The sequence below is a fragment of the Streptomyces sp. NPDC037242 genome, from assembly GCF_055604165.1.
The window spans coordinates 144,276-156,942 of record NZ_JBVJUY010000016.1 but is presented as its reverse complement, the minus strand read 5'-3'; the positions used below and the strand labels follow the sequence as shown (position 1 = coordinate 156,942).

Here is a 12,667-nt window from a genome sequence, read left to right as displayed (position 1 = left end):
TCGATGAACACCACCGAATGGCAGTTGGGCGAGCGCTTCATGCTGCGGGTGGCCGGGCTGCCGCTGTCCGCGGCCGAGGCCCTGCGCTGCGCCGACGCCGGGCGCTGGGCCGCCGATGTGCTCGCCGCCGAGGCGGCGCTGGCCGCGGAGGCCGGGCGGCTGAGCGAACTGCTGCACGAGGCCGTCGGCGCGACCGATCCCGCGCCGGGCGGGCCGGCCGCGACGCGCCGCCGCGAACTGCTGCGCCTGCGCCGCGAGATACACAACAACAAGCTGTCGGTCGCCACGGGCGCGGCCGTCGAGGCCCTCGCCTCGGTGGGCGATGAAGCGGGTGAGCGCCTGGCCGGGTGGCTCCACCGGCGCCGCCACCTGGAGAAGCTGCTCGCCGAGGGCGACGCACTGCTGGCCACCGACCTGGCCCGCAGCCGGGCGGCGCTGCGCGGCCTGCTCGCGGACGACCGGCTGCGGCACGGGCTGCTGCTGGCCTCGCCCGTGCTCGAAGGCCAGCTCGACGCGTACGCGGCGGCCACCGGGGCGGGCGGGGTACCGAGCGGCCGGGTGCGCAAGGTCGAGCGCTCGCTCCTGTCGTACCTGTACCGCACCGCCTGCAAGACCAGCCCGTTCAGCACCTTCACCGGCGTGGCGACCGGCCGTTTCGCACCCGGGGCGGGCCCCGGGGGGATCCGGGTCCCGGACGAGTGGAGCAGCCACGTGCGGCTCAACGTGGTGGTGCTGGCGCGGCTGGCCGAGCTGATCCTCGCCGACCCGGTGCGGCGGCGGGACCTGCCGCTGCGCCCGGCCCCGGGCTGGGGCCGGGACGAGGACCGGATCCGCTACGTGCGCCGCTCGGTGACGGCCGGCGACGACGCCGCGGCCGTCACCTTCGACGCGGTCAAGGACCGGCTGTTCTTCCTGCGTCGCAGCGGCACGCTGGAGCGGCTGCTCACCCTGTTCGCCGAACGTCCCGAGCTGCGCCACCAGGAGCTGGCCGACTGGCTCGCGGCGGAGCACGGGGCGGCCCCGGCCGACTGCGAGGCGTACATCGGCGCGCTGCTCCAGCTCGGCATGGTGCGCGTCCCGTGCCTGGACACCGAGGTGCACGACGGCGATCCGCTGCGTGCCTTCCAGCGGTCCCTGGCGGCCCTGGGCAGGCCGTGGGCCGACCGTCTCTCGGCGCTGCTCGACGCGCCCGCCCGGGCCCTGGAGCGGTATCCGGCGGCCGGGCACCGCGAGCGCACGGAACTGCTGCGCGCACTGCGCTCGGGCCTGCACCTGGCGCAGGAGGAACTCGGCTGCGGGGAACCGGCGTTGCCGCAGACCCTGTTGTACGAGGAGGTGAGCGCGGGACGCGACCTGAGCTGCCCGCCGCTCGCCGAGGACGGCGGCGCGCTGCGCTCGGTGGAGCGGATCCTGCCCGCCTTCGACCTCACCCTCGCCCAACGGATCACCTTCGAGGGGTTCTTCACCGCCCGCTACGGGCAGGGCGGCCGCTGCGAGGACCTGCTGGGCCTCGTACACGACTTCCACGAGGACTTCTTCGACCAGTACCTGTCGTTCACGGCGCGCCGGACGCCCTTCGACGCGCGCGGGGAGTACGTGCCCGAGGAGAACTGGCTCGGCCTGCCCGGGATCCGGGCCCTGGACGCGGCCCGGCGCGCGTTCGTCGGCCGGATGCGGGCCGCGTGGCAGGCGCACGAGGAGAAGGGGTCCGTGCACGACGGCGAACTCCGGCTCCAGGAGGCGGACCTGGCGGCGGTGGAGGCCGAACTGCGCCCGGTCGCGGCGCGCTTCGCGCCGCGCTGTCACCACCTGCAGCTCGCGGACGACCCCGCGTCGGGGCAGCCGCTGACCGTGCTCAACCGCTCGTACGGCGGGCTGTCCTTCCCGTTCAGCCGTTTCACCCACCTTTACGAGGCCGCGCCCGCGCTCGCCGGGGAACTGCGCGAGAGCGCCGCCCGCATCACGCCCGAGGGGGCGGTGTTCGCCGAGGTCACCGGCGGCCCGGTCACCACCAATCTCAATCTGCACGGGCGCCTGACCGAGTACGAGATCGTCTGCCCCGGCGAGAGCGGCACCCTGCCCGAGGACCGCAGGCTGCCGCTGGACGACCTGTACGCCGAACACGTCCCCGACACCGGGCGGGTGGTGCTGCGCTCGCACCGGCTCGGCCTGGAGGTGATCCCGGTCTACCTCGGCTACCTGGTGCCGCTCGCCCTGCCCGCGATCCCCCGCACCCTGCTGCTGCTGTCCCCGTCCTCGATGTCCCCGCTGGACGTCTGGGCGGGGGTCCCCGAAGGCTCCCCGCGGGCCGGGGTGCACGCGCGGCCTCGCGTGGTGCACGGGAACCTGGTGCTCAGCAGGCGCAGTTGGAGCACGACGGCCGGCTCCCTGCCGGTCCGCGGCGCCACCGACCCGCAGAGCGCCGGGCAGTTCCTGGAGTGGCAGCGGTGGCGCGGTACGCACGGGCTGCCCGAGCAGGTGTTCGCGACCGTCTCCGCCGGGCCGTCGGCGCTCGGCGCGAAACCGCAGTACGTCGACTTCGCGAGCCCGCTGTCGCTGTCCGCCTTCGCGTCGCTGCTGCGCGATCCCGGCCACCGGGTGGTCTTCCGCGAGGCGCTCCCCGGCCCGGACGGCCCGCACCCGAGGTCGGCGCGCGGCGGACACGTGGCGGAGTTCGCCGTCGAGACCTTCACCACCACTCGAACGACCACCACCCCGAGCCCGGAAGGCGGCGACCGATGTCGGATCTGACCGAGACGCGAGGCGAGGGGCAGCGTGGCGAAGGGCAGCGTGGCGACTGGCAGCGTGGCGACTGGCAGGCCGTGCACGTCTTCTACGCCGCCAACCCGCAGCCCCTGCTGGTGAACTGCATACGCCCGCTGATCTCCTCGCTGCGCCGGGACGGTCTGCTCGCCGGGCACTTCTTCATCAACTACTGGCTGGAGGGGCCGCACGTGCGCCTGCGGCTCCGGCCCGCGAGCCCGGCCGCCGGGCCCGAGGTCCGGCGCCGTACCGAGGAGGCCGTCTCGGCCTTCCTGCGGGCCCGGCCCGCGCTCTACGAGGTCGACTCCGGATTCCTCAACGAGTTCTACAACACGCTCTTCGACATCGAGTTCCCGGAAGGCGACCGCGCCGCCTTCATGGGGCCGGACGGCCGGATGAACTTGCGGCCCAACAACTCCTTCGCGTACGAGCCTTATGAGCCGGAGTACGGAAAGTACGGCGGCCCGGCGGGAGTCGAACTCGCCGAATGGCACTTCTCGCATTCCAGCGATCTCGTCATGGACGCGCTGGGCCGGATGAACCTCCATCTGAGGACCGTCCTGCTCGGCACCTCGGCGCAGCTGATGATGGTGATGGCGGGCGTCTTCCTGCCCGACCGGGAGGAACTCGGCGGATATCTCGACCGCTACTACGAGTTCTGGCACACCGCTTTCCCGGGCACCGGTTTCATCGGCTCGACCGAGTACGACCGTACGTACGCCCAGACCGCGCCCGGACTCACGCGCAGGTTCGCCGCCCTGCGCGAGGCGGTCGGCTCCGGCGGGACGGGCCGACTGCCCGCCTTCCTGGCCGGATGGGCCGAGCACTGCCGGGAGCTGCGGGAGCGTGCCGAGGCCCTGGCGCTCTCCGGGGAGCTGGTCTTCCGCTCCTGGGACGGCACCCGGGACGAGCGGATCACCGATCCGGCGGTCGCGCTGCCGCTGCTGCTCTCCCCGTACATGCACATGACCAACAACCGGCTGCACGTGACGATCCGCGACGAGGCCTATCTGGCGCACCTGCTGAGCCGGGTGCTGCGCGAGGGTGCCGAGGCGGGCACCGAGGCGGGCACCGGGGCCGCCGCCGGGGCGGTCCGGCCGTGACCGCGCCCGGCGGACTGCTGGAGCACCGGCCCGCGCTGCGTCCTGACGTCCTGCTGTCGCCGCCGCTGCTGGACGGGCCGGCCGTCGTACACCTGGTCAAGGACCCGGTCTCGGGGGCCTCCTTCGAGATCGGTCCGAAGGAGTACTTCCTCGTGTCCCGGCTGGACGGGGCCAGCACCCTCGCGGAGATCGGCCTCGCGTACGGGCAGGCCTTCGGGCGCCGGCTGGGCGAGGGCAACTGGCAGCAACTGCTCGCCCTGCTCGGCAACCGCCGCCTCCTCGCCGGCGGGCCGCCGCCGGCCCCGCCCGAGCCCCGCGGCGGCCCGCGCACGGGCACGCTGCTGCGCGGCACGCTCCGCCTGGTGGCCGACGCGGACGCCACCACCGCCCGGCTGCACCGGTTCCTGCGGCCCGCGCTGCACCCGGTGGTGCTGGGCGGGCTGCTCCTGGTCTGCCTGGTGATGGAGGGACTGCTCGCGGCCTCGTTCCGCGAACTCGCCGCGGACCTGCGGTGGCTGGCGGTGCGCCCGGTGCCGATGCTGGCCGTGGCCACCCTGCTGTGGCTCAGTACGGCCCTGCACGAGTTCGCGCACGGCATCGCGGCCCGCCACGTCGGGGGCACCGTCGGGGAGATCGGGCTGCGCTGGCGGCTGCCGGTGGCGATCATGTACTGCACGGTCGACAACTACCGCTACCTGCCCCGCCGTCGGCAGCAGGTGGCCGTCGCCGGGGCGGGCGCCTTCGCCAACCTCCTCTTCCTGCTGCCCTTCGCCGGCTGGTGGGCCGCACTGCCCCAGGGCGATCCGACCGGCCGGGTGCTGGGCGCGCTGCTGCTGCTCGGCAGTGCCCAGGCGCTGGTCAACCTGGTGCCGCTGCCGCCGCTCGACGGCTACACGATGCTCGGCCACGTGCTGCGCGTGACCCGGCTGGCGCCCGCCGGCTCGGCGTACCTGCGGCTGCGGATGCGCGGCCGGGAGGCGGCCGGGGCGTACCCGCCACGGGCACGCCGGCTCTACCTCGCCTACGGCATCGGCTCCGCCGTGCTCGTCCTGCTCCTCGCCGGGGCCCTCGTGGCCGCCGCCCTGTACGCCTTCGCCCCCTGAAACCGCTCCCGCTCCCCCACCTCCCACCCGACCGAGGGAAAGCACCACCCATGACAACTGACAGCGCCCAGCCGCCCTTCGGGGCATCCGACGGACCCGAAGGGCCCGAGGCGCCCGCCATCGCCGCCCTGGACATCCACAAGCGCTACGGCGACCGGCAGGCCGTGGCAGGGATCTCCCTCGACGTGCGCCGCGGCGAGTTCTTCGGCCTGCTCGGCCCCAACGGCGCCGGCAAGACCACCCTCATCGAGATCATGGAGGGGCTGCGGCAGGCCGATTCCGGGACGGTCCGGGTACTGGGCCACAGCCCCTGGCCGCGCAATACGGCGCTGCTGCCGAGGATGGGCGTACAGACGCAGGCCTCGGCGTTCTTCGTGCGGCAGACCGCGCACGAGCACCTGGCCACCGTCGCCGGGCTCTACCGCGCCGACCGGGCCGCCGCGGAGCGCACGCTGGCGATCGTGGGGCTCACCGAGCAGCGCGACGTGCTGGTCGAGAACCTCTCCGGCGGCCAGCGCCAGCGCCTGGCCATCGCCTCGGCCCTCGTGCACGGCCCCGAGCTGATCTTCCTGGACGAGCCCACCGCGGCACTGGACCCGCAGGCCCGCCGCGACCTGTGGGAGGTGCTGCGCACCCTCAAGAGCGAGGGCCGCACCATCGTCTACACCACCCACCACCTCGACGAGGCCGAGGCCCTGTGCGACCGGGTCGCCATCCTCGTCGCCGGCCGGATCGCCGCCCTGGACTCCCCGCACCGGCTCGTCGCCGCGGCCGGCGCACCGGCCCGGCTGCTGCTGCCCGTCGGGCGGATCGAGCCGGCCCGGGCGGCGGCGCTGCCGGGGGTGGACCGGGCCGCGCTCCAGGGCGGTTCGCTGGTGCTGGAGACCGCTTCGCCCGGCAAGGTGCTCCAGGCTCTGGACGCGCTCACCGGACTCGACGGGGTGATGACCCGTACGGCGACGCTGGAGGACGTCTACCTGGAGCTGACCGGCCACGCCAGCAACGCCACCACCCACGCACACACCACGGAGCCCCAGGCATGAGCGCGTACACGGCCCTGACCGCCGCCGGCTACCGGGCGCAGGTCCGGGACAAGGCAACCCTCTTCTTCACCTTCGCCTTCCCCCTCATCTTCCTCGTCGTCTTCGGGCTGATCTTCAGCGGGCAGGACGTGGAGGAGAGCGGCCGCCCGTACATCTCGTACATCGCGCCCGGCGTGATGTCGTGGGGTGTCGCCAACGCGGCCGTGTTCGGCATCGCGTTCACGCTGATGCAGTGGCGGCGCGACGATCTGCTGCGGCTGATCCGGCTGACGCCGACCCCGCTGACCACGGTGCTGGCCTCGCGGTACGTGCTGGGCCTGGTGATCGGTGCCGTCCAGGCGGCCGTGTTCGTAGCGGTCGCGATGCTCCCCGGCTTCGGGCTGGTGCTGGACGGGCGCTGGCCGCTCGTGCTGCCGGCGCTGGTGCTGGGGACCACCGCGTTCATGGCGATCGGCGTGATCGTCGGGACGTACGCGAACACGCCCGAGGCGGTCGCCGCCATCGCCAACTGCATGATGGTGCCGATGGCGTTCCTGTCGGGGTCCTTCCTGCCGATGGACATGATGCCGTCCTGGCTCCAGCAGGTCTCGCGCGTCCTTCCGCTGCGCTACCTCAACGACGCCGCGACCGGTGCGCTCACCGGGTCCGGCCCGATCGCGGACATCGGCACAGGCTGCGCCGTCCTGCTCGGCTTCGCCCTGCTGTTCGGCGCGATCGGGCTGAAGACCTTCCGCTGGAGCAACCGGACATGACATCGACCTCCGTGGCTCCCGGGCCGGTCCAGGCCCCGGACGGCAGCCCGCTGGAGGCGGCCCGGCGCGAGCTGGCCCGCGCCCTGGCCGGCCTCGGTGCGCAGGTGGTCAGCCTGGGCGTGCACGACGCGCTCGGGCCGCCCTGCGCCGACCCCTTCGCGGGCGTGCGGGCGGCCGCGACCGTCCACCTCACCGCCCGGGCCGTGCTGATCGGCCCCTGGGGCGGGGACGGCACCGCGCCCGCCTGCGGCCGGTGCCTGGCGATGCGCTGGCAGCGGCTGCGCAGCCGTAGCGAGCGGGATGCGCTGGAGACCGGCAGCGGTCCGGTCACGGCGGTGGCCCCGGCCGCGCCGGGCCTGACGGCGTACGCGCGCGACGCGGCGTACGCGCTCCACGAAGCGGCCTTCGGGGGCCTGTCCGGCGGGGGCGCCGGGCCGACGGCCGCCGACCGGGCGCTGCCCCAGATCACCCGGCTGGACCTGGACAACCTCCGGGTGCGGACGTACCCCCTGGCGGCCGATCCGCTCTGCCCGGACTGCGGGCCGCGCCGCGCGGACGCCCCGGCGCCCTTCACCCCCGCCTCCCGGCCCAAGCCGGACCCGCGCGCCCAGCGGCTGCACGCGGCCTCCTCGTATCCGATGCCGCGGGCGGCGCTGGCCAACCCGGTGACCGGGGTGCTCGGCGCTGGTACCTGGATCAACGCCACCTCGCCCACCACGGCGCCCGTGGCGGGCAGTGTCTTCATGCGCGGCTATGCGGGTCTGACGGACGTCACCTGGAGCGGGCAGGCCAACAGCTTCACGGCCAGCCGCGACCTGGCCTTCCTGGAGGGCCTGGAGCGGTACGCGGGGACGCACCGCCGCACCGGCACCTCGCCGCTCACCGCCTCGTACGCCGAACTGGGCGACCGGGCGCTGGACCCGGCCGCGTGCGGGTTCTACCCGGCGCGGACCTACCGGGACGATCCCCTGGTGTCGCCCTTCGATCCCGAGCGGCCGATCCCGTGGGTGTACGGGCATTCGCTGCGCGACGACCGGCCGGTGCTGGTGCCGGCGCGGCTGGTGCACTACAGCGCGGGACTGGCGGCGGACAACTTCGTCTTCGAGTGCTCCAACGGCTGCGCGATCGGCAGTTGCGCGGAGGAGGCGCTGCTGGGTGCGCTGCTGGAGCTGATCGAGCGGGACGCCTTCCTGCTGGCCTGGTACGGCGGGTTGCGGCTGCCCGAGATCGATCTGGCCTCGGTGCCGGGCCGGGCGGTCAAGGCGATGGCCGACCGGGCGGCGCTCCAGGGGTACGACGTGCACGCCTTCGACAACCGGATCGACCTGGCGGTACCGGTGGTGACCGCCCTGGCGGTCCGCCGCGACGGCGGGCCGGGGCTCTACTCCTTCGGCGCGGGCGCGGCCCTCGAACCGGCGGACGCGGTGGAGGCGGCGCTGTCGGAGGTCCTCACCTACATTCCGCACCTGCCGCGGCAGGTGGCCGAGCGCAGGGGCGAACTGGAGGCCATGGCCCGCGACTTCGGCCGGGTCAAGCACCTCAAGGACCACGCCCAGCTGTACGGGCTGCCCGCGATGGCCCCGTACGTCCGCCCCTACCGGGAGCCGCGCGCCGTCCTGCCGCTGGACGAGGCGTACCGGTCCTGGAACCGTCCGCCGACCGGGGACCTGCGTGACGACCTCCTGGCCTGCGTGGCGGAGCTGACCTCGGCCGGGCACGACGTGATCGCCGTCGACCAGACCACCCCGGAACAGCGGCGGATGGGGCTGAGCACGGTCTGCGCGGTGGTGCCGGGCCTGCTGCCGATCGACTTCGGCTGGTCCCGGCAGCGGGCCCCGTACATGCCGCGGCTGCGCAGCGCCCCGCGGCGGGCGGGGCTGCGGGAGACGGACCTGGCGGAGTCGGAGATCCGCATGGTGCCGCACCCGTTCCCCTGACCGGCCGGTCCCCGGATCGGCCGTTCCCCGGATCGGCTGGTCCGCTGACACGCACGGATGCCCCGGCTCCCGCTCGCGCGAGGGCCGGGGCATCCGTGTGTGTCAGGCGCTGCAGGAAGTCGTGCTGGTCGTCGAGGAACAGGTCGACGTGGAGCTGCAGCTCGTGGAACCGGCGAGCACGACCTCGCTGGCGTCCGAGTAGTCGGAGATCTCGAAGGTCTCGGACTCCAGCTCGAGGATCTCGTCGGCGAGCGAGGCGAGGGGGGACTTCTCCATGGTGACTCCTTCGGTCGGTGCGGTCACTTGGCCCCATCACACCCGGTGCCGCCGTCACCGCACCCCCCGTACCGCTGTCATCCCGCTGACGGAAAGTGTCAGCGCCCTGGCGCGTCCGGGCGGGCCGGGGCATCCGATCATGGGTCCCATGGATGCGTCCCGTGCCCTCGCCGATCTCATACGCCCGCTGACGACCCTGTACCTGGACCTGCACCGGCATCCGGAGCTCTCGGGCGAGGAGGCCCGTACGGCCGGGCTGTTCGCCGACCGGCTGGAGGCCTCGGGGTTCGCGACCACGCGCGGCATCGGCGGGCACGGCGTGGCCGGGGTGCTGCGGTCCGGCGAGGGGCCCACGGTGCTGCTGCGCGCCGAACTGGACGCCCTGCCCGTACGGGAGACCAGTGGCCTGCCGTACGCGAGCGAGAACGGGGCCGCGCACGCCTGCGGGCACGACCTGCACCTGGCGGCCGCCGCCGGGGCCGCCGCGCTGCTGGCCCGCTCGCCGGACACCTGGCGGGGCACGCTCGTCGTCGTGGGCCAGCCGGCGGAGGAGACGCTCCAGGGCGCGCGGGCGATGCTGGCCGACGGACTCTACGAGCGCGTCGGCCGGCCGGACGCGGTGCTGGCCCAGCACGCGGCCCCGCTGCCGGCGGGCATGGTGGCGCACGGCTACGGGCCGATGACCGCCGGGAGCGTGACCTTCCGGGTCGTCGTGCACGGCCGGGGCGGCCATGCGGGCGCCCCGCAGCTCACCGTGGACCCGGTGGTGACGGCCGCGCATGTCGTGACCCGGCTCCAGACGGTGGTGGCCCGGGAGGCGGCGCCCTCGGAGCAGGTCGCCGTCACCGTCGGCGCGTTCCACGCGGGGGACCGGGCGAACGTCGTGCCGGAGCGGGCCGAGCTGGACATCACCGTACGGGCGGCGGGCGACGCGGCGCTCACCCGTGCGGCCCGCGCCGTGGAGCGGATCGTGCGCGCGGAGTGCACCGCCTCGGACTGCCCCCGGGAGCCGGAGATCGTCCGGGTCTGCGAGTCCCCCGTGACCCACCCCCACCCGGGGACCACCGGGGCCGTACGGGAGGCGCACGTACGGGAGTTCGGGGCGGAGCGGGTGGCGATGTGGCCGCCGTCCCTTGCGACGGAGGACTTCGCGCTGTTCGGTGACGCGGGCCGGGCCCTGCACGGGGCGGACGGGGTCCGGCTCGCCTACTGGATGCTCGGCGTGATCGGCCCCGGTGCCTGGGCGGCCGCGCCGGGCGGGACGGCGGCGGGCAAGCTCGCCGCCCTGCCCGCCAACCACGCCCCGGACTTCGCCCCGGACGTGCGCACGGCGCTCCCGGCGGGGGTGCGGGCGCTGACGGCTGCGGCCCTCACCTGCCTGGGGCGGCCGGGCCCGGCGGGGCCGTAGCGGCTGCCGCCGGATCCGGTCCTGGCGCCCGCCGGTCAGCCGCGGAAGTCCGCGGGGCGTTCCGGGGAGGCCTCGGCCAGCGCCTCGGTGACGGCGTCCGTACCGGCCCGGAGGCCGTAGACGGGGGTGCCGGGCTGCTGGCGCCAGGAGTCGTCGATGCCTCCGGAGTCCACGGTGTCGAAGCCGAGTTCCTCGATGAGGGCCCGTACGGTCTTCTTCGCCGCCTCGTCGTCGCCGGCGACCGGGAGCGCCAGCCGGTCCGGGGCGCCTGCGTCGCGGGGGCGGTCGAGGATGTCCTGGGCGTAGGTGCCGTTGAAGGCCTTGACGACGGGGTGGCCGAGGTTGCGCTCGGTCCAGCGGCTCTCGGTGAGGCCCTCGTCCTCGATGCCGGCGATACGGCCGTCGCGCTCGCGCGGGTAGTAGTTCCCGGTGTCGATGACGGCGAAGTTGGGCGCCGCCTGCGCGAACAGGCCTGCGGGCAGGGCCGGTACGTTCTTCAGCGGGACGGTGACGACGACGATCTCCGCGCCGCGGGCCGCCTCGGCGGCGGTGACCGCGGTGGCTCCGGTCTCCGCGGCGAGGGCGGTCAGGGTTTCGGGGCCGCGCGAGTTCGCCACGGACACCTCGTGTCCGAGCGCGGTGAGGCGGCGGGTGAGATTGCCGCCGATGTTGCCTGCTCCGATGATGCCGATCTTCATGAGCTCTCCCCGGGTGCGTGCAGGGCGGTCAGGGTCTGCGCATACCTGAACCTCCGCCGGCCGCCGGGCATTCCGCCCCGGAACCCGCGCGCGGCGGGCCCCGGGGTGCGCGGGTCTACGCCCCGCTGGCCTTGAGCATGTCCTCGCGCTCGACGAGCTTGACGCGTTCGCGGCCCTGGGGCTCGCCGAGGGCCTTCTCGGCCGCGTCGAGCCGGTACCAGCCCTCCCAGGTGGTGTAGCGGACGCTGCGCTCGGCCAGGAACGCCTCGACGGCCTCCGGCGCGGGCTCGGCGGGGGTCAGCAGGCGGCCGGCCGCGTGGTCGTCCAGGAGGTTCGCGACCGTCTCGTTCGCGTCGCCCTTGGTGTGTCCGATCAGGCCGATGGGCCCGCGGCGGATCCAGCCGGTGACGTACGTCGACTGGAGGTGCGCGCCGGCTTCGATCACGCGGCCGCCCTCGTCGGGGACCGTGCCGGACTCGACGTCCCAGGGCAGCTTGGGCAGTTCGTCCGAGAGGTAGCCCACGGCCCGGTAGACGGACTGGACGTCCCAGTCGGTGAACCGGCCGGTGCCCTTGACGTTGCCGGTGCCGTCGAGCTCGGTGCGCTCGGTGCGCAGGCCGACGACCTTTCCGTCCTCGCCGAGCACCTCGGTGGGCGACTCGAAGAAGTGCAGGAAGAGCTTGTGCGGGCGCTCGCCGATGTCGCGGATCGCCCAGTTCTCCAGGGTCTTGGCCACCATGTCGGCCTGCTTGTTGGAGCGGCGGGTGGCGATGGAGCCGTCGTCGTAGTCGATGTCCTCGGGGTTGACGATGACCTCGATGTTCGGCGAATGGTCGAGCTCGCGCAGTTCCATCGGGCTGAACTTGGCCTGCGCGGGGCCGCGGCGGCCGAAGACGTGCACTTCGAGCGCCTTGTTGGCCTGGAGGCCCTCGTAGACGTTCGGCGGGATCTCGGTGGGCAGCAGTTCGTCGGCCGTCTTCGCGAGGATGCGGGCGACGTCGAGGGCGACGTTGCCGACGCCGAGGACGGCGACCTTCTCGGCCTCCAGCGGCCAGGTGCGCGGTACGTCGGGGTGGCCGTCGTACCAGGAGACGAAGTCGGCGGCGCCGTGGGAGCCGTCGAGGTCGACACCGGGGATGGTGAGATCGCGGTCGGCGGTCGCGCCGGTGGAGAAGATCACGGCGTCGTAGAACGAGTGCAGCTCGTCGAGGCTGATGTCGTTCGGGTAGTCGACGTTGCCGAAGAGGCGGACCTGCGGCTTGTCGAGCACCTGGTGGAGGGCGGTGATGATGCCCTTGATCCGCGGGTGGTCGGGGGCGACGCCGTAGCGGATCAGGCCGAAGGGCGCGGGCATCCGCTCGAACAGGTCGATGGACACGCCCGGGTCGGTGGCCGCCTCGGACTTCAGCAGGGCGTCGGCTGCGTAGATGCCGGCGGGGCCGGCACCGACGATTGCTACCCGCAGGGGGCGAGGCATGGCTGGGTTCCCTTCGAACGAAGACTCGATCAAGGAAACCCTAAACTAAGCCTAGCCTAACCCGGCACCCGGCCCCTGGTTATGACCCCATAACCCAACCTTATGAC

9 protein-coding genes and 1 pseudogene are annotated in these 12,667 nt (G+C 74.0%); 7 read left to right on the top strand and 3 right to left on the bottom strand.

Annotated features, from left to right (window positions below; all coding sequences use genetic code 11):
* The first annotated feature begins 3 nt into the window (after positions 1–3).
* The 6 genes from ACZ7GJ_RS20750 to ACZ7GJ_RS20725 are packed head-to-tail and all read left to right on the top strand — an operon-like array spanning position 4 to position 8,701.
* A complete protein-coding gene (locus tag ACZ7GJ_RS20750) occupies positions 4–2,751 on the top strand; it encodes a lantibiotic dehydratase (protein WP_470753582.1) in 2,748 nt (915 codons plus the stop codon).
* Positions 2,739–3,866, top strand: coding sequence for a lantibiotic dehydratase C-terminal domain-containing protein (locus ACZ7GJ_RS20745; RefSeq protein ID WP_470753580.1), 1,128 nt, complete (start codon positions 2,739–2,741; stop codon positions 3,864–3,866). Before ACZ7GJ_RS20750 ends, ACZ7GJ_RS20745 begins: the two co-directional genes overlap by 13 nt.
* Positions 3,863–4,969, top strand: coding sequence for a peptidase M50 (locus ACZ7GJ_RS20740; RefSeq protein WP_470753579.1), 1,107 nt, complete (start codon positions 3,863–3,865; stop codon positions 4,967–4,969). The genes ACZ7GJ_RS20745 and ACZ7GJ_RS20740 overlap by 4 nt, the downstream gene beginning before the upstream one ends.
* A 50-nt stretch (positions 4,970–5,019) precedes the next feature.
* Complete coding sequence (locus ACZ7GJ_RS20735; protein ID WP_470753578.1) at positions 5,020–6,012, top strand: ABC transporter ATP-binding protein; 993 nt, start codon at positions 5,020–5,022, stop codon at positions 6,010–6,012.
* Positions 6,009–6,764, top strand: coding sequence for an ABC transporter permease (locus ACZ7GJ_RS20730; protein WP_470753576.1), 756 nt, complete (start codon positions 6,009–6,011; stop codon positions 6,762–6,764). The genes ACZ7GJ_RS20735 and ACZ7GJ_RS20730 overlap by 4 nt, the downstream gene beginning before the upstream one ends.
* Entirely contained in the window at positions 6,761–8,701 is a 1,941-nt protein-coding gene (locus ACZ7GJ_RS20725) for a TOMM precursor leader peptide-binding protein (protein ID WP_470753574.1), read from the top strand. The genes ACZ7GJ_RS20730 and ACZ7GJ_RS20725 overlap by 4 nt, the downstream gene beginning before the upstream one ends.
* Before the next feature lie 102 nt (positions 8,702–8,803).
* Here the strand turns inward: ACZ7GJ_RS20725 and ACZ7GJ_RS20720 are convergent, their stop codons facing one another.
* Positions 8,804–8,977, bottom strand: coding sequence for a thiazolylpeptide-type bacteriocin (locus tag ACZ7GJ_RS20720; RefSeq protein ID WP_007268044.1), 174 nt, complete (start codon positions 8,975–8,977; stop codon positions 8,804–8,806).
* A 148-nt stretch (positions 8,978–9,125) separates the two neighbouring features.
* Between ACZ7GJ_RS20720 and ACZ7GJ_RS20715 the strand changes: the two genes are divergently transcribed.
* Entirely contained in the window at positions 9,126–10,385 is a 1,260-nt protein-coding gene (locus ACZ7GJ_RS20715) for an amidohydrolase (RefSeq protein WP_470753571.1), read from the top strand.
* Positions 10,386–10,420: 35 nt separating this feature from the next.
* On the opposite strand, the pseudogene ACZ7GJ_RS20710 reads toward ACZ7GJ_RS20715, so the two are convergent.
* A pseudogene (locus tag ACZ7GJ_RS20710) lies at positions 10,421–11,107 on the bottom strand (NADPH-dependent F420 reductase); the annotation flags it as partial.
* 91 nt (positions 11,108–11,198) lie between these two features.
* Entirely contained in the window at positions 11,199–12,560 is a 1,362-nt protein-coding gene (locus ACZ7GJ_RS20705; RefSeq protein ID WP_470753569.1) for an FAD-dependent oxidoreductase, read from the bottom strand.
* Positions 12,561–12,667: the final 107 nt, after the last annotated feature.

Bases quoted from the DNA above. Each gene is read 5' to 3' on its own strand.
- ACZ7GJ_RS20750 (WP_470753582.1), top strand. From the start codon at position 4: ATGAACACCACCGAATGGCAGTTGGGCGAGCGCTTCATGCTGCGGGTG.
- ACZ7GJ_RS20745 (WP_470753580.1), top strand. From the start codon at position 2,739: ATGTCGGATCTGACCGAGACGCGAGGCGAGGGGCAGCGTGGCGAAGGG.
- ACZ7GJ_RS20735 (WP_470753578.1), top strand. From the start codon at position 5,020: ATGACAACTGACAGCGCCCAGCCGCCCTTCGGGGCATCCGACGGACCC.
- ACZ7GJ_RS20730 (WP_470753576.1), top strand. From the start codon at position 6,009: ATGAGCGCGTACACGGCCCTGACCGCCGCCGGCTACCGGGCGCAGGTC.
- ACZ7GJ_RS20725 (WP_470753574.1), top strand. From the start codon at position 6,761: ATGACATCGACCTCCGTGGCTCCCGGGCCGGTCCAGGCCCCGGACGGC.
- ACZ7GJ_RS20720 (WP_007268044.1), bottom strand. From the start codon at position 8,977: ATGGAGAAGTCCCCCCTCGCCTCGCTCGCCGACGAGATCCTCGAGCTG.
- ACZ7GJ_RS20715 (WP_470753571.1), top strand. From the start codon at position 9,126: ATGGATGCGTCCCGTGCCCTCGCCGATCTCATACGCCCGCTGACGACC.
- ACZ7GJ_RS20705 (WP_470753569.1), bottom strand. From the start codon at position 12,560: ATGCCTCGCCCCCTGCGGGTAGCAATCGTCGGTGCCGGCCCCGCCGGC.